We start from the raw sequence: 23905 nt of genomic DNA on the forward strand, positions 1-23905 counted from the left end.
CGGCCCCCAAAGGGGTCATGCCGGATAAAAGCCGATGGAGGATCGGTGAGGCGCTTTGTCTGGAATCAACAGGGAAAAATAACATGAAAACGACCTTTCGACTCGGGCTGGCTGCGACCGGCTTTCTGGCGGCATCAATGATGGCCCCGGCCGCAATGGCACAAGAAATGCCGGACACGATGGTCTGGACATCTTATGATGTCGGCTCGGCCGGCTATGCCGAGGCCTCGGCCATTGCCGATGCCTTTGGCAAGAAGTTCGGCACCCGCGTGCGGATCCAACCCTCGGGCAGCGGCATCGGCCGTTTGCAGCCCTTGTTGCAGGGCCGCGCCGATTATGCCTTTCTTGCGACCGAGGCGTTTTTCGTATCCGAGGGCGCCTTTGATTTCGCCACCCCCGATTGGGGCCCTACTGAGCTGCGCGCCGTCGCCGGGCGTCCCGCAGGCATCACCTTGATCACGGCAGAGGATGCAGGCATCAGGACCGTAGCCGACGCGCGCGGCAAAAGGATCGCCTTTGTGGCCGGCAACCCGTCGGTGAATGTCAAATGTGAGGCGATTTTGGCCTTTGGCGGGCTGACGCTGGACGATGTGGAGGTGATCACCTTCCCGACCTATGCCTCGGCCATGGCATCGATGACGCGCAACGAATCCGATGCGACCTGCACCACCCCCACCACCAGCCAGCTTTATGAGCTTGCCGAAAGCCCGCGCGGCATTTTCTATGTCCCGCTAGAGGCGGATAACGCCGAAGGGTGGGAGGGGCTTCTTAAGGTGCTGCCGATCATGGGCCCATCGGATGAAGATGTCGCCGCCGGCCTGCCCGAAGGTGAAATCGCCAAGATGGCGGCCTATCGCTATCCGGTAATCACCACCACCGCCGGGAAATCCGCAGATGAGGTTTACGCCTTTATCAAGGCGCTGGATGAAACCTATGACCTTTACAAGGACGGCACCGCCACGATGAAGCGCTGGACGCTGGAGCAATCGGGCAAGCCTGCGATTGACGTTCCCTTCCACGAAGGGGCGATCCGCTATCTCAAGGAAAAGGGTATCTGGACCGCCGAGGATGACGCATGGAACGCCAAGCGCACCGCGCGCATGGATGCGCTGCTGGCCGCCTGGGCCGAATTCAAGCCCGCCAATGAGGGCTTGTCCGAAGAGGCATTCTCCGAGGCCTGGATGGCACACCGCGCCGAGGTGGTTGCCGCGCTGAACTGATCCGCAGCGCGCTCTTTTCCCCCGGCGGGTTTTCACCGCCGGGGGTATTCCAGGTAATGTCAGGATAAGATTATGGTTTCGACAAAAGATGCCGTTGCCGAAACGGTACCCCCCCAGCGTCCACGGCAACATGTGGTGCAGATCATCACGATGATCCTTGGCACGATCGGCGTCATCATGGCCATCAACCAACAGTTTTTATTGGGGATTTTCGGGTTTCAGCCTTTGGGCAATGCCTATCTTTATTATCTGATCGGGATATTTCTGGCCATCGCTTTCCTGACATTGCCGTTTAGCATCATGCACCCTGAACGGCTGTTCTGGCTTAACCCCGTCCTGGCGGTTGCGAGTTTGACCAGCGCCGGTTGGCTTGGGTTTCACGGGTTGGATATCTTGCAGCGGGGTTGGGAATATGACGCGCCCTTGATGGCCGATATCATGGCCTCAATCCTGTTGTTTCTGGTACTCGAAGGGGTGCGGCGCGCGGGGGGGACGGTCTTGCTGTTCACCGCGTTGCTGTTTGGTTCCTATCCGCTTTGGGCCGACAGCATGCCCGGCTTTTTGTGGGGGACGGAATATTCGCTGATGGGCACGGTGCGCGCGCATGTTCTGGGCGTGGAATCGGTGATCGGCATTCCGATGCAGGTCGTGGCCGAACTAGTCATCGGCTTTGTCATTTTCGGCTCGGTGCTGGTCATCACCAAGGGCAGCGACTTTTTCATGGAGCTGGCCTCGGCGCTTTTGGGTCACACCCGCGGCGGTCCGGCCAAGGTTGCGGTGCTTGGATCTGGCATCCTAGGGTCGCTTTCGGGCAGCGTGATTTCCAATATCCTGACCTCGGGGCCGTTTTCCATCCCGACGATGCGGCGCGTGGGGTATCCTGCGCATTACGCCGCCGCCGTTGAGGCCTGCGCGTCAACCGGGGCCACCTTGATGCCGCCCGTGATGGGGACGGTTGCCTTTGTGATGGCGTCATTCCTCGGCGTGCAATATTCGAGCATCGTGATTGCGGCGCTTATTCCGGCGATCCTGTTCTATGTCGCCCTGCTGTTTCAGGTCGATATGTATGCCGCCCGGCGCGGCCTTGCGGGCCTGCCCCGCAGCGAGACCCCGCCCGTCTGGCCGGTGCTGAAATCCGGCTGGCCCTATCTGCTGAGCCTTGCGGTGCTGATCTATGTCTTGATGATCATGCGGATGGAGGCGCGCGCGCCCTATTACGCCTCGGTTGTGATGCTGGTCGCGACCTCTTTTCGCAAGGAAACCCGCCTGACGGTGAACCGTGTCATAGAGCTGGTGCAGGACACCTCGCGCAATATCGCGGGCCTTGTGGCGGTGCTGGCGGGGATCGGGCTGGTGGTGGGCGGGCTGTCCTATACCGGTGTTGCGGGGGCGTTTTCGCGTGAATTGCTGCTTTATGCCAATGGCAATACCGCGCTGATGTTGATCGCGGGCGCGGTGACAAGCTTTGTGCTGGGCATGGGGATGACCGTGACGGCCTGCTATATCTTTTTGTCGATCCTCTTGGCGCCTGCCTTGGTGCAGGCGGGCTTGCATCCGATCGCAAGCCATCTGTTCATCCTTTATTGGGGGATGCTGTCCTATATCACGCCGCCGGTGGCGCTTGCCGCGATTACCGCCGCCAGTGTGGCCGGATCGCGCCCGATGCAGACCGGCTTTTACGCGATGCGTCTGGGGATGCCGCTGTTCGTGCTGCCGTTCATCTTTGTCTATGATCCGGCGCTGATCATGGAGGGCACGGCCTTGCAGATCATCGAGCGCGTCGGCCTGACGCTGGTGGCAATCTGGGCGATCACCTCGGCCTTTGAAAGCTGGATCTACAAGGTGGGCCGGATTGGCACAATCAGCCGGATCGCCGTGGCGGTCGGGGGGGTGTTGATCTTGTTCCCCGACCTTCCGACCAGCCTGCTTGGCGGTGCGATTCTGGTTGCGACCATCGGGATCAATTTGAAATTCAGACGGCAACCCGCCGTGAAAACGTGAGGCAGCTTTATGGATAAGACAGTAGCGGATCTGGCGCGGGCGGTCGCGCCGATCACAGATGGCGCATCGATCATGATTGGCGGGTTTGGATCATCGGGCATCCCCTTCGGGCTGATCGATGCCCTTTGCGCACAAGGCACAACCGGCCTGACGGTGATTTCCAACAACGCAGGCGCGGGGGAGACGGGCATCGCCACGCTGCTCAAGGCGGGGCGGGTGGCCAAGGTGATTTGCTCTTATCCGCGCACGCCCGGGTCAATCTGGTTCGAGCGCCGCTATGAGGCGGGCGAGGTTGCGCTGGAGGTCGTCCCCCAAGGCACATTGGCCGAGCGTATCCGCGCGGCGGGCGCGGGGCTTGGCGGTTTTCTGACCCCGACCGCCTATGGCACCCGTCTGGCCGAGGGCAAGGAGACCCGTGTCATCGACGGGCGCGGCTATGTGCTGGAGGCCCCGCTGCATGCCGATTTCGCCCTGGTCCGTGCCGAGCATGGCGACCGTTACGGCAACCTCAGCTATCACGCGACGGCGCGTAATTTTAACCCTGTGATGGCCATGGGCGCACGCCACACCATCGCCGAGGTCCGGCATCTGGCATCGGAACCGCTGGACCCGGAAACGGTGATAACACCGGGAATCTTTGTCCAAGGCGTTGTGGAATACGGGGTACGGCCATGAAATCACTTAGCGATAGCGCATTGGCGGCACGGGTTGCGCAGGACATTCCTGACGGGTCCTATGTCAACCTCGGGATTGGCAAGCCGACACATGTCTCCGCGCATCTGCCCGAGGGGCGCGAGGTGCTTTATCAATCCGAGAACGGTCTTTTGGGCGTTGGTCCCGTGCCACCGACAGGCACCGAGGACCCCGAACTGATCGACGCCAGCAAACGTTTTGTCACGCCTGCGACGGGGGCGGCCTATTTCGATCAGACCGACAGCTTTGCGATGATGCGCGGCGGGCATATCGATATCGCGGTTCTGGGCGCCTATCAGGTGGCCGAAAACGGCGATCTGGCAAATTGGGCCACGCTGGACGAAAAATACCCCCCCGCGGTTGGCGGTGCGATGGATCTTGTGGTTGGCGTGCCGACCATTCTGGTGATGATGCGGCATGTCAACCGTGACGGCAGCCCGAAGCTGTTGAAAACCTGTAGCTTTCCATTGACGGGCCTTGGGGTGGTCAGCCGTGTCTATACCGATCTGGCCGTGCTGGACGTCACGCCCGCGGGCTTTCGTCTGGTTGAACTTGCACCCGGCAACAGCCTCGATGCGGTGCAAGCCTTGACCGAAGCCACAATCCTGACCTGAAAAACAGCCTTTGAACATAGGGAGAAACAGGATGACACAAGGCCCGACAGAGGTTCTGAAAACGGGATTGGAATTGCCCCTGATCGGCGCGCCGATGTTTTTGGCCTCGGGGGTGGATCTGGTGGTGGCGCAATGCTGTGCGGGGGTTATCGGCACTTTTCCCGCGCTGAATGCCCGCCCGGCCGCCGAGCTGGACAACTGGCTGGTCCAGATTGAGGCACGGCTGGATGCACACCGCCACGCCACGGGGAAAACCCCGGCCGCTTACGGCGTGAACCTGATCGTGAACGATTACAATGAGCGGCTGGAAGAGGATCTGGCGACATTAGTGCGTCATAAGGTGCCCTTGGTGATCACCTCGCTTTCGGCGCCCGATAAGGTGGTTGAGGCGGTGCATGGCTATGGCGGGTTGGTGTTTCATGATGTGGTCAAGGCCCGCCATGCCCGCCGCGCGGTGGCCGCAGGTGTTGACGGGTTGATCCTTGTGGCCGCCGGTGCGGGGGGGCATGCAGGCACCCTTAGCCCCTTTGCGCTGATTGAGGAAGTGCGCGCCTTTTACGACGGCCCGCTTGTGCTGTCGGGGGCGATTGCCAACGGGCGCGCGGTGCTGGCGGCAGAAGTGTTGGGCTGTGATTTCGCCTATGCGGGCACGGTTTTCATCCCGACCGAGGAATCCACGGCCCCGCTTGCGCATAAGGAAATGATCATCGCGGCGGCCGCTGACGGCATCATGTACACGCCGATGTTTTCCGGCACCCCCGCCAATTATCTGATCCCCAGCATAGAGGCCGCTGGCGTCGATATTGACGCCGCACAGCAAGCCTTGCCCCAAAAGATGCGCGCCAAGACCGATTCAAACCGCCCCAAAGCGTGGAGCGATGTCTGGAGCGCGGGCCAATCCGTCGGCCAATCACAACATCTTAGCCCTGCCGCCGAGGTGGTCGCGCGCATGGTGGCAGAATATCGCGCGGCCCGGTCGGCGCTTTGCGATACTGCCAGCCGCATTAACAAATAGAGGAACGCCCCGATGACACTCGCCCGCAGACTTGGCGATTTTGCCGCTGGCCCGATCAATCCGACAGTGGCCATGCGCGATTTCGTGCGCCTCTCATTGTTTGACTGGGCCACAGTCGGCATTGCGGGTGGGGATGAGCCGGTCGCACAGGCCGCGCGCAAAATGGCCTTGGACAGTGCGGCGATGGAAACGGGCGCGACTGTGTTTCGGGGCGGGCGCGTGGCACCGGCAACGGCGGCTCTGGTCAATGGGGCCACCAGCCATGCGCTGGATTATGACGACACGCATTTCGGCCATATCGGCCACCCCAGCGTTGCCGTGACACCCGCAGCCCTTGCCCTGGCCGAGCGCGAGGGCGTGAATGGCGCGACCCTGTTGGGGGCGCTGGCCGTGGGGCTGGAAACTGCCTGCCGTGTGGGGGCCTGGCTTGGCCGCGCACATTATGAGGCGGGGTTTCACCAGACCGGCACCTCTGGCGCATTTGGCGCGATGGCGGCGGCGGGGCGGATTTTGGGCCTCGATGCCGATCAGATGGCGCAGGGGTTCCGCCTGACGGCCACCCGCGCCGCCGGATTGAAAAGCCAGTTCGGAACGATGGGCAAACCGCTGAATGCCGGGTTTGCGGCCGAAGTCGGCGTGACCTCGGCCTTGCTGGCCCAAGCGGGGGCGCAATCGGCGCAAAACGCAATCGAGGGCGTGCAAGGCTTTGGCCCGACCCATGCAGGGGTTGCGGATGAGAGCGCCTTTGACGACCTAGGACAAGCGTGGCTGTTCCCCAATATCTCGTATAAATTCCACGCCTGCTGCCACGGTCTTCACGCGATGTTAGAGGCGGTTCGCAGCCTGCGCGACGGTCCTTTGCATGAAAACCGGCCCAATGACCTGCAATCCATCACCATCCGCACCCATCCGCGCTGGTTTGCGGTGTGCAACAAACCCGCGCCCGCAACCGGATTGGAGGCGAAATTCAGCTATCGGCTGACGGCGGCAATGATGCTGACAGGTGTCGATACCGCGGCACTCGGGACATATACCGACGAGATTTGTGCCCGTCCCGATCTGGTTGCCCTGCGTGACCGTATCAAGGTGATCGCCGATGACAGCTTGGCCGACAGCGCCTCTGAGGTGACGGTGACCACGGCGGGACAGGGGGATGTTACCGCCCGATATGACATCCTGACCGAGAATGACCCTGCGGTGCTGGAAGGGCGGCTGCGCGATAAGGCCACCTCTTTGTTGGGCGCAGAGGGGGCCGCGGATCTGTGGCAAACCGTGGCGGGGCTGGACCAGCAAGACGGGCTGGCAAAACTGATTGCCCGGATTGCCGCCTGACCTTGGGCAAGCGTTGAATGGCCGACCCATTTTGCGGGGCCGGCCATGCTTTTGATCAGGATTTCTGCGTCACCAATTTGGTGTAGACATAGGATTCAATCGCCTCTGGCCCACCTTCGGAGCCAAAGCCCGAATCCTTGATGCCGCCCAATGGCAATTCGGGCAGGCCAAGCGCGGTGTGGTTGATCGCCAGCATCCCCGTCTCTATCTTGTTTTGCAGGATCTGTGAGGTACGGATCGAGGTCGTAAAGGCATAGGCCGCAAGACCGTAGGCCAGACGGTTCGCCTCGGTCACGGCCTCATCCACCGTGTCAAAGGCGGCCAGCAAGGCCACCGGACCAAAGGGTTCCTCATTCATGATCCGCGCGGATTGCGGCACGTTTTCCAACAGGGTCGGGCGGTAGAAGAACCCCGGATGGTCAACACGTTCCCCGCCTGTCACCAGCTTCGCGCCCGCGCTGACCGCCTCGGAAATGATCTCGGTCACGGCCTCAACCCGGCGTTTGCTGACCAAGGGGCCCATACGCGTTGCAGGGTCGATACCGGCGCCGGGGGTGATGCTGACGACCTCGGCCTTCAAGGCGGCAACGAAACGGTCATAGACGCCGCGCTGCACCAGAATGCGCGTCGGAGAGATACAGACCTGACCGGCATTGCGGAACTTGAAGGCGGCAATATCGCGGGCGGCGGCCTCAATATCGGCATCCTCGAACACCAGAACGGGGCTGTGACCGCCCAGCTCCATCGTGATGCGCTTCATATGCTGACCGGCCAGCGAGGCCAGCAGTTTGCCCACCGGAACCGAGCCGGTAAAGGACACTTTGCGAATGGCGGGATGCGGGATCAGATAGTTGGCGACATCGGGCGGGTTGCCGTAAACAAAGTTCAACACGCCCGCAGGCAGCCCCGCTTCGGTCAGGATCTCGGCAAGGATGGCGGGGCTTGCGGGCGTATCCTCTGGCGGCTTGGCGACCATCGTGCAGCCTGCGGCAAGGGCGGGGGCCACTTTGCGCACCAGTTGCGAAAAGGGGAAGTTCCACGGCGTAAAGGCCGCAACCGGCCCGATCGGCTGTTTGAGGGCAAGCTGCATCACATCGGGGCTGCGCGCAGGGATCACACGGCCGTAAATCCGGCGGGCCTCCTCGGCGAACCAATCCAGAAGATCGGCAGCGGTGCGCAGCTCGTTCTCGGCCTCGGCCAAGGGTTTGCCCATTTCAAGGGTCAGCACCCGCGCCACCTCGGGCATCCGGTCACGCAGGGCCGTTGCAGCACGGCGCAGGATCGCGCCCCGCTCCATCGCGGACACCTCACGCCAGGTCGCAAAGGCCGTTTCGGCGGCCTGCACCGCCTCTTCCAGATCGGCTTTGGTTGCCATCGCGTGCTGGCCGATCACCTCGCCGGTGGCGGGGTTATGGACCGGGGCGCGGGCCTCATCGGATGCGGGGCGCCAAACACCGTTGATGAACAGTTTTGTATCAGTCAGCATAAGATATTTCCTTCGTGGCGTGCCCTTTATGGCAACATATTCTGGGTGAAGAGGATCATGTCAGGAAAGGCGACCATCAGGCAGATGATCGCAAGGTCGGCCATGATGAAATAGGCAACCCCCCTGAAGATTGTACCGGTCGAAACCCGCTCGGCCATCACCCCCTTGAGGACAAAGACATTCAACCCGATTGGCGGCGTTATCATCCCGATTTCCAAGAGTTTCGCGACCAGCACCCCGAACCAGAGCAGTTCAATCCCGGCGGTTTCGACCAGCGGCAACAGGATCGGCAGCGTCAACAACATCGCGCCAATCGGCTCCAGAAACATCCCCAGCACCAGATAGAGCAGGGTAATCGCAAAGATCAGCATCAGCGGCGACACGCCCATTTCCAGCACACCATCGGCCAGCGCATCGCTGACACCGGAAAAGGTAAAGAACCGCGTCAACATGCTGGCCCCGACCGCGATGATAAAGATCGAGGAGGAAATCGTCAGCGTCTCCATCAGCGACGACCAGATCCCTTTGACATCAATAGAGCGGCGCACAAAAGCGATCACCAGTGACATAGACGCACCAACACCGCCCGCCTCTGTCGGGGTGAAAATACCGGCAAAGAGGCCGCCGAAAACGCCAAGGACCAGCACCAGAACCGGCCAGACCTCTTGCAGGGCGGCAAAACGGTCGCCCCAGCTGATGTCTTCCTCTACCGGCGGGGCGAGGGCGGGATCCAGCATCACGCGGACCACGATCACCAAAGTATAGGCCAGCACCGTGATCAGCCCGATAACCGTTCCGGCCAGAAACAGCTGGCTGACCTGTACCTGCGCAATCATCCCGTACAGGATGAACAGGATTGAGGGCGGGATCAGCGCGCCAATGGTGCCCGCCGCCGCAATTGTGCCGGTAGCAAGCCCCGGATCATAGCGATAGCGCAACATCTCTGGCGCGGCGATCCGCCCCATCGCCGCCGCACAGGCAATGGAGGATCCGGTCACGGCGGCAAAACCCGCACAGCCCAGAACCCCCGCAATCGCCAGCCCACCCGGCAAGGCCGAAAGCCACATGCGCGCGGCCTTGAACAACCCCGTCGTCAGCCCCGCGTGAAAACAAAAGAAACCCATCAAGACGAACATCGGAATAGAGGACAGATGCCATGTGGCGGTAAAGCTGTAGGGAATAACCCCCAGCGCGCCCCAAGCCGCCTTGAACGAGACCAAAAGCCCGATGCCGGTAAAGGAGACACTGATCAGCGCAATCGCGATGGGCACGCGCAGGGCAATAAGCGCCAGCAAGATCGCGATGCCGACAAAACCGATCTGGATATCAGTCAATGGACGCTCCCTCATGACGTGGATGGGCCTGACCCACAGCCAGCGCAGAGGCATCCTCTATTCGCATCAAGAACGCAGCCAGCCGCCATAACAGTACCAGCGTTATCAACGCGGTTCCGGCAGGCACGATGAAATGCGTCGGCCAGATCAAAATCTTGACGCCCTGCTCATAGCTGAACGACCCCATGGCGTATTTCTTGAGCGCCTCATTCCAGCTGGCCCATGTCATCGCCGCAAAGACGACACTCCCCAAGGCCGTGGCACAAAGGGTCAGAACCGCCCGCAGCCTGCGCGGAAAGGCCGTGAACAGAACCTCGACCGAGATATGGCCCGTCAGCCGCTCGACAATCGCCAAGGGCAAAAAGGCCGCGACCACCATGTAATATTGCGAGACAATCGGGGTTGTGCCGGGCAGGGGACGGTTGAATATGAATTTGCCGATAACATCGGCCGTAATATGCAGCATCATCAAAAAGATCGCGGCCGCACCCACGGCCCCGTAAACCGCAATCATAACGCGCAATAGCTTGTCTGTTTTTTGCATAAAAACCTCTCGGTTCAGGGGGCGGGCCGATGAATCAGCCCGCCCTAAGGCTCACTCCATGCCGTAGCTTGCAGCATCCAATTTTGAGAAAACCTCGGTCCAGAGCAGCTCTGTCATGGCGTCTTTGTCGTCATAGATTTCGGCCGTCAGACCTTTCCACTTCTCGATCAGACCAGCGATGGTGTCGTATTTTGCATCGACATTTTGCAGCCCGTAATCGTCTTGGAAACTCTTGCGGATGACATCGGCATCAGCCGCAACAAAGGCCTCGGTTGCCTTGCGCATCTCTTCTGGGGGTGCGATGATTTCGGTGCCCATTCCCTGTGCTTTTTCAATGTCCTGTGCTGCGGCAAGGTAATAGTTCACCGTGATCGCCGCCGAGTTGAACGCCGAAAGCCGGATCAGGGACGTGCGTTGTTCGGGTGACAGCCCGCGCCAGGTATCAAGGTTCACATTCATCGAGCCCACACCCGCAAAGCTGCCGCCCGGCAGGCCAAGCGTGATGTATTTGGTGACATCGAAAAGTTGCAGGTTGCCCAGTTCGGGCGCCGAAATCATGGTGCAATCAACCACACCTTGCGACATCGCCTCATAGATATCATTCGCCGGTAAGGATACTTTGGTGCCGCCGAAACTTTCCGCCCAACGGCCCATCGCATCCATGGAGGACCGCATCTTTTTGCCCTTGATATCAGCGATGCTGCGGATCGGGGTGGTGCAAAGCTGCACATATTCCGGCGTGCCAATCGCTCCGAGGAAAATCTGGTTCTGCGCCGTATATTGTTGCTGACATTCGTCACAATGCAACATGATGTATTCGCTCATCGCACCGGCCATAACCGCGCCCGAGGATTTTGCCGGTGTGCCAACCGTTGCCAGCATCGACATATTGGCCGGCAGGTTGGTTTCCGAAAACTCGGCCGGGTAATAGGGCGTGAGGATATAGCCCGCATCGGCCATCCCGTCGCGCACCCCCGGGGGTGTTTCCTTCAGGTCGAGCAATGACAGCTCATAGACTTTCAACTCCAGATCGGTTTCGGCCTTGAGGCGTTCGTTGAACTCGGCAACCCCGTCCGTCGCGGCCCCGCCGGGGGGGAAGCCGATGGCATAACGCAGGGTTTCAGCATGTGCGGTGAGGCCGGATACAACGGTGCAGAGCATCGTTGTCGCAAAGGCCAGTGTTTTATAATTTTTCATGATTGCTCCTCCTGTTTTATGGACCGGCGGCCCGAGCGGGCCGCCGTCGTTAGGTTTTCGCCAAAATAGCCCGGCCAATAACCTTGCCGCCCTCCAGCATATTCAGCACGTTATCTGCATCGGTCAGGGGATAGATCTTGGTCGGAATCGGGGTGATCACGCCGGTGCGGGCGATCTCCATCAGCTCCCGAAAATCGGTCAGCGAGCCGGTATAGCTGCCCTGAACAGTGACCGATTTCAGCGCCAGCATCGGAAGCGCCCAAGGGGCTGCGCCGCCAAAAAGACCGACAATGATGATGGTTCCACCCTTGCCCACCACATCCATCGCAAATTCGGCAGTTTTTTCCGCCCCGACAAAATCAATCACCGCCATGGGGGTGCCGCCACAGGCCTTTTGCACTTGCTGCAAGGCATCCGCATCGGTTGGGTCAACGGCCGCTTTGGCCCCTGCGGCCATGGCGGCCTCGCGCTTGTCCGCCGCGATATCGACCACGACCGGCATTTTCATGTTCTGCGCCTTGAGCAGCTCCAGACACATCAGCCCCAAACCCCCGCCGCCGATCAGCACCGGCGTATGGGTGCTTGCCGTCGCCGCGATCTTTTTCAGCGCGGCATAGGTTGTAAGCCCTGAACAGGCCAAAGGTGCCGCGATTTCAGGCGCAATACTGCCCGCATCCACCAGATAGCGCGGATGCGCCACCCGCACATGGCTGGCATAGCCGCCATCGCGGTGGATCCCCAGAAATCTGGGATTGGCACAAAGCTGTTCGGCGCCGGTTTTACAGACATCACAGCTGCCGCACCCGCTCCATGGATAGACCACATAGGTCTTGGACGTATCAATCGGCTGGCCATCCGCCCCCACTGCATCCGGCCCTACGGCCGCAACGACACCGGCCACCTCATGCCCCGCAACCATCGGCAATTTCATCCCGCGTTCGGCATAGCTGAGCCGACGCCCGTGGCCCAGATCAAAGCCGCCCTCACGGATATGCAGGTCGGTGTGGCAAACGCCCGCCGCCGTGACGCGGATGATAACTTCGGTTCCTTGCGGGACCATGTCGGGGCGATCTTCGCCATCAAGCGGTTGGCCGAATACACGTAGGCATTGGCAATACATATGTCTCTCCTCCTAGAGTAGTAACCTTTGTGTGGCCAAGGGGTCTGTTGCGGCGCCATGCATCGGCCAACCCCTTCTTGCGCGCCTCCTGGTCTCCTCTCGCGGCAAATGATGGCCCATCTGTTGCGAACCTGATGGAGACACGCGCGTTATCCGGGTCGAAATGAAGAATCATTCTTGTGGATAGCCTCCCAAGGTCATTCTGTATAAAAAACACCCTTCTGCAAGAGAAATTTTGTTGACGGTGTCGCGTAGCCCTTAATTGGGTTCTGCCTCACTTTGTGTGGCGCAACTATCCTGAAACTGGAAAATTCAGGAGGTATAGTTGTGAGTTCGAAGAAGCACTGGTCGCCCGGGAGCGATGTTGCCGTTCAAAGCGTTGAGCGAAGTGAAAGAGGCGGGTGGATTGTATCTGGCGTCTTGGCTCCCAACGGCATTTGCCCAGACTGTGGATTGCATTCACGCCGACGTCACGGCTGGCGGCGTCGGCGGCTGCAGGATTATCCCGCGCATGGAGACGAGGTAACGGTTGATCTCGCAATTTGCCGTTGGCGATGTCAGGCACCCGCTTGCCCACGCCGGACATTCTCAGACCAAATCGCCTCGATTGCGCGTCCATTTGCACGTCGTACTTCGCGTGTCGGGGAGATTGTCACCCATCTTGGGCATGCGACCGGCGGACGGCCAGCCGAGCGGTTGTTGCATCGTTTGGGCCTTGGAGTCAGCGATGACACGGTGCTTAGGCAGCTGAAGAACCGTGCCCAAGACAGTGGCGAGTCGCCGACAGTCATCGGGATCGACGACTGGAGTTGGCGGAAATCGCAAACCTACGGCACGATCATTGTGGATCTGGAGCGTCGCGTGGTGATCGACATTCTTGAGGATCGAGATGTCGTCAGCTGCACCAACTGGCTGAAGCGACACCCCGAGGTGGAAGTGATCAGCAGAGATCGCTGCGGTCTCTACGCCCAGGCAGCACGGCAAGGGGCACCGCAGGCGAAGCAGGTCGCTGACCGGTTCCATATCGTACAAAACCTGCGGCAGGCCATCGAGGAGCAAATGAACCTTCACGGCCGTGCGACCGGCAGGGCGCTGCTGTCCGACGCCGACAACATCACCGCAGCCGGCAGCCTTCTGAAGTCACGCCTGGCGCATAGGACGTCTCGGGAAGAGATTTTCGCCACCATTCATGCGCTCCGAAATCAGGGGCTTTCATGCAGCGAGATCGGGCGGCGAACAGGGTTCCCGCGTCGCAGCATCGCGAAATGGCTGCAGTTCGAGACACCACCGGACCGCAGGCGGGCCGCTTTGAAGCCGACATCGCCGTGGTACTTTGAAGAGTTCCTGAGCCAAAGCTGGAAGGAGGGCATTCGAACTGGCAGCGCCCTGTTCCGTCTGATCCGAGAGCGCGGTTACGAGGGGAGTCAGTCGCATTTGCAGCGTCTGTTGGCGGGCTGGCGAAAAGCAGAACAGCAAGGGAGCGACTCCAAGGTAGAGCACGAAATCCTTAAGCCAGTCCGGGACCCGGAAACGGGGCACGCGATTTCCCCGGTCATCGCAGCCGCGCTGTGCATCAAACCCCGCGGAAAGCTCACCCCGGATCAAGCGCGGAAAGTCGACGCGCTCAAGGCCGGTTCTCCCGCCTTCGCAACGATGCGAAGTCTCGCCATGCGGTTCAACGGTATCCTGCGCAGCCGCCAAGCAGACCCGCTCCCAGCATGGATCGACAACGCGATCGAAACCGATCTGGCGCCCATCGTGCGCTTTGCCCGCACATTGAACCGGGACTTCGATGCAGTCAAAAACGCCATCGAGATGCCATGGAGCAACGGCCAAGCAGAAGGTCAGATCAATCGCCTGAAGACGCTCAAACGCGCCATGTACGGTCGAGCCGGTCCAGAATTGTTGCGGGCGAGAATGCTACCGTTCCGCCACACAGATTGAGGCAGAGCCCAATTAAGGGCTACGCGACACAAGAGCTATCGAGCTCTTTTCATCCAAAAACAGGTGAGCCGGCATTGTGAGCAAGACAAACAACACACCAACCCATACGGGAGATTTCAAGATATCCCCGTGTCGATGGTGCGATACGTGATCGCCTGTCTTTTCGAAAATCTGTGCCATGGCTTTGTACCTAGGGATTCCAGCAACTGGAAGGTCAAGGGCTATTCATCCACGCGCGCAACGCAGCGCTCACTCAACCGTTCCACGGTGAGGTCAAAGGACCGATATCAGGACGTATTTGACGCTGACGCCAAGCTCATGTCCGACGCGCGTGGCGATTTTCAGTCATCTTTCGCCTTCTGCCAGACTTGCTGGCAGGCTGAGTAAAGAAACGTCGCTGACCAGGTCAGCAACATGAAGCCCAAAAGCGATTGCAGCATCAGCAACAGTCGAAAGGGCCCGACCACCTCTATGGACGAATAGCCAAGGGTCGAGAACGAGATGCCCGTAACATAGAGAACATCCTGAAACATCGGCGGGCTGTTGCTGAACGATTGCGGCAGAACGCTTGCCACCACCATCGTGTTGAACACGGCGAGCGTCACAAGTTCCAATACGTGCAGCAACAGCAACGCGGAAAACGTCAGGATGATCCGAAAGCCGGAGCCATCCGACCGCTGCGGGGAAAACTTCAGAATGCCCGACAACGCATAATGATGGACAATTCCCATCACGATCGCCGCGCATATTCCGACAAACATAGCCATCAACTCGGTCATACACCCAAACCCGTCTTCCTGTTCAAACAGGTCAATTTGACCATACATCAGGCTTTTAGCACAACGGGACCAATTGATTCTTCACTGGTCAGGCCAACGCGGGGGGCAACCCGTTCAGGGCGACATCCACCGGAACGGTCGGCAAGTTCGATGCGATCCAGCCAGGCCCTTCGCCTGATCCCAACATCCCTTCCGAGATATCGGCGTAGCCCGAATAACCAGCTTGTCTCAACGCTCGAAGCAGCGATGCGGAGCGTCCGCCAGTGGCGCAGATCAGTCCAACAGTGCGATCACCGCTCAGTTCCTTGGCCCTGAACAATCGGTCCGGAAAACCGGACGCGTGCATGCTTATCGGCCATACACCAGCACCTACGCCGGTTTCTTGCCACTCTTTGTGCGTTCTGACATCGATGATCCGCGCCGTATCCGATAGAAGCGCGTCAAAGGCATTCTCTGCCGACCAGACAGATCGGCTCTGCGCCAACAGCGGTGACGCCGCGACGGTCAGCACCGTCATATGAGCACCCAGAACGAAACGGCGCCGGTTCAAATCAAGAGCCATATTCGAAAACCTCATCCTTTGATCGGTTGCGATCCCAAAGGTCACATAACATACGCGCGACGCTACCCGGGAGCACGACACGGTGCAGGCACAGATTTGTATCCATCTGTAGCAAGGGACTGACCTGATACAAACGGCTACAATTCTGCCCATGAAACAGAATGCAACGATGATCTAGGAAGGACGCCATGGGACCGCCACATCATATCCTTATCGTGGACGACCACGCTCAGATACGCGAAAGCGTCGCGCGCTTCCTGGAGAAGAACGGAATGCGCACGACCGTCGCCAGGGATGCCGTGGAGATGGATGCCAAGCTGGCCACCGGTCACTTCGACCTCCTCGTGCTCGATGTCATGATGCCGGGCGAGGACGGTTTGTCGGTTTGCCGCAGACTTGCGCCAGAGGGTGATCTTCCGATCATCATGCTGACGGCGCTTGGTGAGGAAACGGATCGGATCGTGGGTCTGGAAATCGGTGCGGACGATTATCTCGCCAAGCCGTTCAATCCACGAGAACTGCTCGCCCGCATCAAGTCGGTTCTTCGGAGAAGCAACCGCGACGAACCTGTGGCCGGAAGCCTCGCTGGGAGGAAAGTCTCTTTTGCGCACTGGATACTGGATACCGACCGGCAGGTGCTGATTGACGAGTCCACCACCGAGACCCCATTGACGACCTCCGAGTTCAAATTGCTGGCGGTCCTGCTGGAACGCGCGAGGATGGTGCTCAGCCGTGACCAGTTGCTTGACCTGACCGCTGGGCGGACGGCAGGCCCGATGGATCGAACCATCGACAATCAGATCAGCCGTCTCCGCCGCAAAATCGAGCCGGATGTACTTAGGCCCAGTGTCATCAAAACGGTGCGGAACGGCGGATACTGTCTGGCTGCCGATGTCGAGGATGCGCCGTGATGCGCCGTGCGATGAGGTCTCTGAGCGGCCAGTTGATCCTGCTTGTGGTCGCGGCACTTGTCGTGGCCCAGGCGATCAGCCTGTTCCTGTTCGCTGACGAGCGCACCCTTGCGATTCGTGCCGCATTGGGGTTCGAGGCCGCCGGTCGCGCAGCAAATGTCGCGCGGTTGATCGAGGAGGCCCCGCCGGAGTTGCAGGACTCGATCCTCCGCGCGGCGAATTCGCCATTGATCCGGTTTGATCTGTCGGACGTTCCGAGCGTGGAACACACCGGTCATTCGGATGGCGGCATCGTGGAAGGACGCATACGCGCGCTTCTGGGCGATAGCTACAGCCGGGATATTCGCGTTGAACTGCACGAGGTCGAGGGCGCGTTGCGGCCCCTTCCCAATCTCTCGGACGAGATGACGGAAATGCATCTAGCGATGATGCGCGGAGAGTTGACAGCGGTTGAAATGAACCTGTCGATCGCGATCAAGGGGGCGCGTTGGCTGAATGTCGGAACGCGGTTCGAGCGTCCGCCAATCCAATGGCCTTTCTATTCGATGCTGACCTTTGGAATTTCCGCCGGACTGCTTCTGGTGGCGATCTTCTGGTTTGTCATGACGCGCCTGACGCGTCCTTTGCGGCACCTCTCCAAGGCCGCGGACCATCTTGGCCGGGGCGAAGATGTGGGCGAATTGGCGGTCACAGGGCCGACCGAGGTCAGGGATCTGACCGTCGCCTTCAACCGCATGCAGCGACGGCTGACCCGGTTTGTCAGTGATAGGACACGGATGCTCGCAGCCCTTGGTCACGATCTGCGCTCGCCGTTGACCGCCATGCGTGTCCGCGCGGAGCTGGTTGACGAAGAAGAGACGCGGGACAGCCTCATCGCATCGGTCGAAGAGATGCAGAGTATGGTCGAAGCGACGCTCACCTTTGCACGCGGCCTTACCGGATCCGAGGGTGCCGAAGTGGTCGATCTGCGCAATTTTCTGGACAGCTTGTGCAGCGATATGGCGGCACACTGCACCTTTGCCCCGAGTGATGATGTTGCCGTGCGGCTTCGACCCAACGCGTTCCGAAGGGCACTGAGGAACTTGCTTGAGAACGCCGTTCGCTACGGTGGTGCCGCAAAAGTCAGCTGGGCGACCCACGGTTCGAACCTCGTACTCAACATCGATGACAATGGCCCCGGCATTCCCGTCGACCAGTTGGAAAAGGTCTTCGATCCCTTCTATCGCCTCGAGCAATCGAGGTCTCTGGAAACGGGCGGCTATGGGCTCGGGCTCTCGATTGCGAGGACGATCATCCAATCGCACGGCGGCGATATCCAGCTGGTCAACCAGAACAGCGCGGGTTTGCGCGCTGTTGTCACCATCCCGTTGGATGAAACCGAACTGATCGAAGGAGAAACAGATGAAACCGAACGGGTTGATCCTGCCGTCGCTGGCCAGCTTGCCCGCCAGCATGGCGCGAGCTGATGGTCCAGGCTCCTGGACAGGTCACATGTGGGGCGGAGGCTATGGCTTTATGGGCGGCTTCATGATGCTCGCCTTCTGGGGCGCCGTGATCGCATTGATCGTGTTTCTGGTGCTCAGGCTGCGGGACAATGGCACCCGTCCCCCGGACTCGGACGCGCAGGAAGCGCTCCGGCGCCGCTTTGCGAATGGGGAAATCGACGAAGAAGAGTTCCGTCGCCGCAAAGCAACGCTCGACGAATAGACCCCGCCGCGGACGCCAAAGCCGTCCGACGCGACGCCCACCGACACTGGATAGGAAAGAACGCCATGGTCCCGGAAATTGGTCACTTCGCACTGGCCCTCGCGCTTGCGCTTGCGCTTGTTCAAAGCGTTCTGCCGATTGCAGGTGCGTCGCGTGGAAACGCCGTCTGGATGAAATCCGCCCAGGCGACGGCAATAGGACAAGTGCTGTTTGTGGCCATAGCCTTCGCAGCGCTGATGCAGGCCTTCATCGTCAGCGACTTCACCGTCAGGAACGTCGTCGAGAATTCCCATTCGCTCAAGCCGATGCTCTACAAGGTGGCCGGGACCTGGGGCAGCCATGAGGGTTCGCTGCTGCTCTGGATTCTGATCCTCGCGGTGTTCGGCGCGGGCGTCGCCTGGTTCGGATCGAACATCCCCGCCGAGACCAAGGCGCGCACCTTGTCGGTGCAGGCGTGGATCAGTGTCGGCTTCCTGTCCTTCCTGCTGCTGACGTCGAACCCCTTCGAGCGGGTGTTTCCGCCGCCGCTCGACGGCAATGACCTGAACCCGTTGCTTCAGGACATGGGTCTCGCCATGCACCCGCCGCTCTTGTATTTCGGGTATGTCGGCTTCTCCATCGTGTTTTCCTTCGCCGTTGCGGCTCTTATAGAGGGTCGCGTCGATCCGGCCTGGGCCAGATGGGTCCGGCCATGGACATTGGCCGCCTGGATCAGCCTGACGGCGGGTATCGCCCTCGGGTCTTGGTGGGCCTATTATGAACTGGGCTGGGGCGGCTGGTGGTTCTGGGATCCGGTCGAGAATGTAAGCTTCATGCCTTGGCTTCTGGGCACAGCGCTGTTGCATTCGGCCATCGTCACGGAAAAGCGCGATGCGTTCAAAAGCTGGACCATCCTGCTTGCCATCCTGACTTTCTCGCTTTCACTTCTCGGGACGTTCATCGTCCGGTCAGGCCTGCTTACATCCGTACACGCGTTCGCCGTCGATCCAGAGCGCGGAGTTTACATTCTGGGTTTACTCGCGGTGTCCATCGGTGGGTCGCTGGCGCTCTACGCCTGGCGGGCGCCCGAAATGGAGCCGGGTGGTTTGTTTCGCCCGATCAGCCGCGAAGCCGGGCTGCTCGTGAACAACCTCATTCTGGCCGCCGCTACGGGAACCGTTCTGTTCGGGACGCTTTATCCACTGATCCTGGAGGCTGTCACCGGGGACAAGATCTCGGTCGGTCCACCTTTCTTCAACGCGGCCTTCATTCCGATGATGCTGGCACTGGTCGTGTTCATGGGTCTTGGTCCATTCCTGTCGTGGAAGCGGGCTGATATCGCCGGTTTGCTCGATCGCATCCAATTCGTGGCCGTGCTGGCGGTCATTGCAGCCTTGGCCGCATGGTATCTTCTGAACGGTGGGCCGATCATGGCCTATCTTGCCATCCTCGGCGCAGCGTGGCTGCTTTTTGCGACCCTGCGGGAATGGGCGCTACGCATCCGTCTGTTCGAGGTTTCCCTTGCAGAGAGCGCGAGACGCGTGCGCAACCTGCCACGCGCCTCTCACGGTATGACGCTTGCCCATGCCGGCGTCGCTGTGTTGATGATGGGGATGATCGGCTCGACCGGATGGAAGAGTGAGGAGATCGTCTTTGCCGCCCCCGGGACCGAAGTCACGATCGCCGGGTTCGACATCACCTTCGAAGGGGCCGCAAAGGTTCAAGGGCCGAACTACATCGCGGATCGCGGCACCCTTGTGGTGCGTCGGGATGGCGAATTGGTCACGACACTTTTCCCGGAACGGCGGTATTACCCGGTCGCGGAAAGCCAGACGACGGAGTCGGCCATCCGCTCCACATTGGCGGGTGATCTCTATACGTCGATTGCAACGCCAGCCTCCGATCAAGTGAACAACGCCGGAGCATGGACCCTTCGGATCCTCTATGAACCGCTCGTCAACCTGATCTGGATCGGCTCGATCCTGCTGGTGATCGGTGGCTGTTTGTCCTTGTCGGATCGCCGTTTGAGGGTCGGGGCGCCGCGCCGTGCCAAACAGCCAGCCACCGATGCCGTTCCTGCCGAGTAGGAGAGAAGATGAAACGTCTCATTGCCGGGCTGCCGTTTATTGCGGCGGTCATATTCGGTGGGTTTTTTCTCTGGGGGCTCAATCCCGACCGGGATCCCAACGAGATCCCTTCCGTCCTGATCTCGCAACCGGCCCCGGCGTTCGACCTCGATCCCGTGCCGGGGTTGGAGACACCCGGCCTGGCCCGAAGCGATCTTGTCAGCAACGAACGACCGGTCGTGGTCAATGTCTTTGCGTCCTGGTGCGTGCCCTGCCGCGCGGAACATGCCGTGATGACAAGATTTGTCGAACGAGAAGGCATGCGGTTGTTCGGAATAAACTACAAAGACAAACCTGAGGATGCCGTGAAGTGGCTCAATGACCTCGGCAATCCCTACGAGCGGATCGGGTCCGACCTGTCGGGCCGGACCGGGATCGAATGGGGCCTGTCGGGCGTGCCGGAAACCTTCATCGTCGATAGCGATGGCACCGTTTTGTTTCGCTATGTCGGGCCGGTCGTGGGTCCGGACGCCGTCGAACGGTTCACGCAAGCCCTGAAGCAGGCAGGCGCACTGCCAAATGGAGCAGGTTCATGAGACAGTTGATTTTCGCGTTTTGCATCGGGCTCCTTCCCTTTGCCGCCAATGCGGTGGAACCGGACGAAATGCTGACCGACCCGGTATTGGAACAGCGTGCGCGGGAGATTTCCAAGGATCTACGATGCGTCGTCTGTCAGAACCAGGACATCGACAGTTCGAACGCGGGTGTGGCGCGGGACTTGCGTCTGCTCGTACGCGAGCGCCTGGTCGTTGGAGACAGCGACGCGGAGGTGATCGAATACATACGGGCGCGGTACGGGGATTACGTGCTGCTGAAACCGCCTCTGGAGCCTGCGACCTACGCGCTTTGGTTCGCTCCGATCGCTTTCGTTCTGATCGGGGTTTTCGTTGGTGGCGGGCTACTGATGAGTCGGCGAAAGCAAGAGGCATTTGAAGACTTGGGCTCGGAGGATGAGAACACCGTGTCCGAAATTCTCAGGCAAAACGAAGCGGGGGATGCGTCATGATCTGGGGTATTTTCGTTCTTTTGACGCTGGTCGCAATCGGAATTGTCCTCTACCCGCTGCTGCTGTCCAAATCGAACACTCTCACCAGAGGGGATGCGGTACCGGCGATCCTCGCCGATCAGATGCGGGAAATCCAACGAGACATGGACCGCGGTTTGATTTCTGAACAGGAAGCTCAAGCAGCCAGACTCGAGATCAAGAAACGGATCCTCGCGACGACCCGCAATTCGGAAGAAAAAGTCGGATCATCCCGTAATGGTGGCAGAGTCACTCTCGTTGTCGCGGCGGTCCTCGCGCCGGTTATTGCCGCGGGCTACTATCTGACGATGGGATCGCCGGAGGTTCCTTCAATGGCCTTCGCTGCCCGTGCAGAGGAGCGGGCACAGACTGATGAAGTGACGGCGCTGGCAATACAACTTCGCGAAAGGCTTGTGTCCGATCCGACCGGCGGCCCTAGCGAAGGGTGGATGCTGTTGGGCCAGACCTATCAGCGCATGGGCAGAGCAGCCGATGCCGTCGAAGCCTTCGAAGTCGTTGCCGAACGGGAGGATGCCACCTCCGCGACATTCTCCATGCTGGCAGAGGCTGTCGCGGTTGCCAATGACGGCGTTGTTATTCCACGGGCGAAATTGGCCATTGATCGCGCTTTGGACCTTGACCCATCCAATCCTGCGGCAACCTACTTCGAGTCTCTGTATTACCTTCAGCAAGAAGAGACGCGTAAGGCCTACGATCTGCTTGTTTCACGGCTGAATCAGGAAGAGGCTTACGTTCCCTGGATGGAGACCTATGCAGCGCAGATCAACCGGATTGCAGCGGCAGCTGACCTTCCGGTCGTCAATCTACCCAGCGGGCCGACGTCGCAACCAGGCCCGAGTGCCGCAGATGTCGCGGCGGCGTCGGAGATGAATGACGCGGATCGCGCGGAGTTCATCCGATCGATGGTCTCGCGGCTGGCCGAGCGTCTTGAGGATGAACCGGACGATCTGGATGGTTGGATGCGGCTGGCAAATGCCTATACCGTCCTTCAGGAGCCCGATCGCGCCGTTGAGGCCTACCGCAAGGCTGAAGCGCTGTTGGAGCAGCAGCCCGCCAGTGATCCTCGGCGTGCGGCGGTCCGTGCCGCGCTTGAGCGGCTCGGCGGCTGACTACTGCTCGGTGTCCCGGTCGAGCAGGTCACTCCTGTCCGGCAACCTTTGCGGAAACATCCCGACCACTGGCTTGCGCCAAGGCGTTCATCACGTCCTCGGTTTTTAGCAATTCGGACAGCACAATGCCGTTCGGTGCCGATGGTCCGTAGACGGCATTGAAGGGGATGCCGTATCTGCCGAAACTCTCAAGGTAGCGGGAAATGCGCGTGTCCGGGCGTGTCCAATCTGCCTGCATCGCCGTGACTCCAGGCGCTTCAAGCGCGCTCCGGACTGGCTCCCGATCGATGATAAGTGTCTTGTTCGCTTTGCAAGTCAGACACCAGTCAGCGGTCACATCGACAAAAACGACCTCTCCTGCGGACACGCGTTTCGCTATTTCCGAACGATCAAATGCGATCCAAGCCATTGCCAACTGCGGCGTCGAACGCGCAGGTGCTGATTGCTGCAAGAGAGGACCTGCGGCAATGGCCAGGACAAGGCTGGCTATGGCAATAGACCACCTGAATTGGGACTGCACATTCGGGAGAGATAGTATCAGAACGGCGAGACCGGACAACGCCGCGACCGCGATGACAGACGCAAGCCCGGCGACACCGTCGAGCACCCAGAACAGCCACACGGCGGTTGCAAGCAACAAAACCCCCATGACGCTTTTGATGATCAGCATCCATCGACCAGGCTTGGGCATGAATGCGACCAGACGCGGGAACGCGGCGATGACGAGATAGGGCAGGGCGAGGCCGAGCCCGAGGCTCGTAAAGACGATGAGGATGTCCACGCCACGCCCGGCCAAAGCAAAGGCCACCGCGGTGCCGAGGAACGGTGCCGAACAAGGCGTCGCCATGACGGCACCGAACATGCCAGTGAAAAAGTCGGCGGAATACCCGTTGCGTCCTCCGGCCCCTGCAAGCCGCGTCTGCATGCCGTGTGGAAGGGCGAACTCGAACGCTCCGAACAGATTTGCCGAAAAGACGAGCAGGACAGCGATCATCGCCGCAAGAAACAGCGGGCTTTGAAACTGCAAACCCCACCCGACGCTGAGGCCTGCCGTCTGGAGTGTTGATTTCCGCTGAGAAGTGACCCGGTAGCTCACCAAATTTCCACTGAGAATTGACCCATGTGAACACGTTGCCCTGACGGATTCGGTCGGGGAGATATGGAGTGATCGACATGGGATTTTTGAG

General features: G+C 60.1%; 22 protein-coding genes. 14 read left to right on the forward strand and 8 right to left on the reverse strand.

Annotation, left to right across the window (positions count from 1 at the left end):
- The first annotated feature begins 83 nt into the window (after window positions 1-83).
- From KPG71_RS17810 to KPG71_RS17835, 6 genes are all read left to right on the forward strand, one after another.
- The gene (locus tag KPG71_RS17810; protein WP_216339837.1) at window positions 84-1220 is read left to right on the forward strand and encodes a TAXI family TRAP transporter solute-binding subunit; all 1137 of its coding nucleotides are present in this window, start codon (window positions 84-86) and stop codon (window positions 1218-1220) included.
- A 72-nt stretch (window positions 1221-1292) separates the two neighbouring features.
- Window positions 1293-3221 (forward strand): TRAP transporter fused permease subunit, encoded by a 1929-nt coding sequence (locus KPG71_RS17815; protein ID WP_216339839.1) that lies wholly within the window; start codon window positions 1293-1295, stop codon window positions 3219-3221.
- Window positions 3222-3230: 9 nt separating this feature from the next.
- The gene (locus tag KPG71_RS17820; protein WP_216339841.1) at window positions 3231-3896 is read left to right on the forward strand and encodes a 3-oxoacid CoA-transferase subunit A; all 666 of its coding nucleotides are present in this window, start codon (window positions 3231-3233) and stop codon (window positions 3894-3896) included.
- Complete coding sequence (locus KPG71_RS17825) at window positions 3893-4528, forward strand: 3-oxoacid CoA-transferase subunit B (RefSeq protein ID WP_216339843.1); 636 nt, start codon at window positions 3893-3895, stop codon at window positions 4526-4528. Before KPG71_RS17820 ends, KPG71_RS17825 begins: the two co-directional genes overlap by 4 nt.
- A 31-nt stretch (window positions 4529-4559) precedes the next feature.
- On the forward strand, window positions 4560-5543 hold the full coding sequence (locus tag KPG71_RS17830; protein WP_216339845.1) for a nitronate monooxygenase family protein: 984 nt from the start codon (window positions 4560-4562) through the stop codon (window positions 5541-5543).
- 12 nt (window positions 5544-5555) lie between these two features.
- Window positions 5556-6875, forward strand: coding sequence for an MmgE/PrpD family protein (locus KPG71_RS17835; protein WP_216339847.1), 1320 nt, complete (start codon window positions 5556-5558; stop codon window positions 6873-6875).
- A gap of 55 nt (window positions 6876-6930) precedes the next feature.
- On the opposite strand, the gene KPG71_RS17840 is transcribed toward KPG71_RS17835, so the two are convergent.
- The 5 genes from KPG71_RS17840 to KPG71_RS17860 form a co-directional block, all read right to left on the reverse strand.
- On the reverse strand, window positions 6931-8361 hold the full coding sequence (locus KPG71_RS17840; protein WP_216339849.1) for an NAD-dependent succinate-semialdehyde dehydrogenase: 1431 nt from the start codon (window positions 8359-8361) through the stop codon (window positions 6931-6933).
- Window positions 8362-8387: 26 nt separating this feature from the next.
- Window positions 8388-9695 carry a TRAP transporter large permease gene (locus KPG71_RS17845; RefSeq protein WP_216339851.1) on the reverse strand — a complete coding sequence of 436 codons (1308 nt, stop codon included), beginning with the start codon at window positions 9693-9695 and terminating at the stop codon, window positions 8388-8390.
- Complete coding sequence (locus KPG71_RS17850; protein WP_216339853.1) at window positions 9688-10164, reverse strand: TRAP transporter small permease; 477 nt, start codon at window positions 10162-10164, stop codon at window positions 9688-9690. The genes KPG71_RS17845 and KPG71_RS17850 overlap by 8 nt, the downstream gene beginning before the upstream one ends.
- A gap of 126 nt (window positions 10165-10290) precedes the next feature.
- Window positions 10291-11436 carry a C4-dicarboxylate TRAP transporter substrate-binding protein gene (locus tag KPG71_RS17855; RefSeq protein ID WP_216339855.1) on the reverse strand — a complete coding sequence of 382 codons (1146 nt, stop codon included), beginning with the start codon at window positions 11434-11436 and terminating at the stop codon, window positions 10291-10293.
- A 49-nt stretch (window positions 11437-11485) separates the two neighbouring features.
- On the reverse strand, window positions 11486-12496 hold the full coding sequence (locus KPG71_RS17860; protein WP_253196356.1) for an alcohol dehydrogenase catalytic domain-containing protein: 1011 nt from the start codon (window positions 12494-12496) through the stop codon (window positions 11486-11488).
- A gap of 465 nt (window positions 12497-12961) precedes the next feature.
- Between KPG71_RS17860 and KPG71_RS17865 the strand changes: the two genes are divergently transcribed.
- Window positions 12962-14500 (forward strand): ISL3 family transposase, encoded by a 1539-nt coding sequence (locus KPG71_RS17865; RefSeq protein WP_081710569.1) that lies wholly within the window; start codon window positions 12962-12964, stop codon window positions 14498-14500.
- Between the two features lie 341 nt (window positions 14501-14841).
- Here the strand turns inward: KPG71_RS17865 and KPG71_RS17870 are convergent, their stop codons facing one another.
- Window positions 14842-15279 (reverse strand): ion channel, encoded by a 438-nt coding sequence (locus KPG71_RS17870; RefSeq protein WP_012187040.1) that lies wholly within the window; start codon window positions 15277-15279, stop codon window positions 14842-14844.
- A gap of 88 nt (window positions 15280-15367) precedes the next feature.
- The gene (locus tag KPG71_RS17875; RefSeq protein WP_008327269.1) at window positions 15368-15841 is read right to left on the reverse strand and encodes a rhodanese-like domain-containing protein; all 474 of its coding nucleotides are present in this window, start codon (window positions 15839-15841) and stop codon (window positions 15368-15370) included.
- 188 nt (window positions 15842-16029) lie between these two features.
- Between KPG71_RS17875 and KPG71_RS17880 the strand changes: the two genes are divergently transcribed.
- The 7 genes from KPG71_RS17880 (at window position 16030) to ccmI (ending at window position 22718) form a co-directional block, all read left to right on the forward strand.
- The gene (locus KPG71_RS17880) at window positions 16030-16752 is read left to right on the forward strand and encodes a response regulator (protein WP_216339859.1); all 723 of its coding nucleotides are present in this window, start codon (window positions 16030-16032) and stop codon (window positions 16750-16752) included.
- Entirely contained in the window at window positions 16752-18218 is a 1467-nt protein-coding gene (locus KPG71_RS17885; protein ID WP_216339861.1) for an ATP-binding protein, read from the forward strand. Before KPG71_RS17880 ends, KPG71_RS17885 begins: the two co-directional genes overlap by 1 nt.
- Complete coding sequence (locus KPG71_RS19680) at window positions 18154-18459, forward strand: SHOCT domain-containing protein (protein ID WP_253196357.1); 306 nt, start codon at window positions 18154-18156, stop codon at window positions 18457-18459. The genes KPG71_RS17885 and KPG71_RS19680 overlap by 65 nt, the downstream gene beginning before the upstream one ends.
- 65 nt (window positions 18460-18524) lie before the next feature.
- Complete coding sequence (locus KPG71_RS17895; protein ID WP_092813053.1) at window positions 18525-20525, forward strand: heme lyase CcmF/NrfE family subunit; 2001 nt, start codon at window positions 18525-18527, stop codon at window positions 20523-20525.
- A gap of 8 nt (window positions 20526-20533) precedes the next feature.
- Window positions 20534-21100: a DsbE family thiol:disulfide interchange protein gene (locus tag KPG71_RS17900; RefSeq protein ID WP_216339863.1), complete on the forward strand. Its 567-nt coding sequence runs from the start codon at window positions 20534-20536 to the stop codon at window positions 21098-21100.
- Complete coding sequence (locus KPG71_RS17905) at window positions 21097-21570, forward strand: cytochrome c-type biogenesis protein (RefSeq protein WP_009807484.1); 474 nt, start codon at window positions 21097-21099, stop codon at window positions 21568-21570. The genes KPG71_RS17900 and KPG71_RS17905 overlap by 4 nt, the downstream gene beginning before the upstream one ends.
- On the forward strand, window positions 21567-22718 hold the full coding sequence (gene ccmI, locus KPG71_RS17910) for a c-type cytochrome biogenesis protein CcmI (protein WP_092813056.1): 1152 nt from the start codon (window positions 21567-21569) through the stop codon (window positions 22716-22718). Before KPG71_RS17905 ends, ccmI begins: the two co-directional genes overlap by 4 nt.
- A gap of 28 nt (window positions 22719-22746) precedes the next feature.
- On the opposite strand, the gene KPG71_RS19880 is transcribed toward ccmI, so the two are convergent.
- Entirely contained in the window at window positions 22747-23814 is a 1068-nt protein-coding gene (locus KPG71_RS19880) for a protein-disulfide reductase DsbD family protein (RefSeq protein WP_367397386.1), read from the reverse strand.
- Window positions 23815-23905: the final 91 nt, after the last annotated feature.

The organism is Roseovarius sp. PS-C2 (genome assembly GCF_018862045.1).
In the GTDB taxonomy this organism is placed as follows: Bacteria; Pseudomonadota; Alphaproteobacteria; order Rhodobacterales; family Rhodobacteraceae; genus Roseovarius.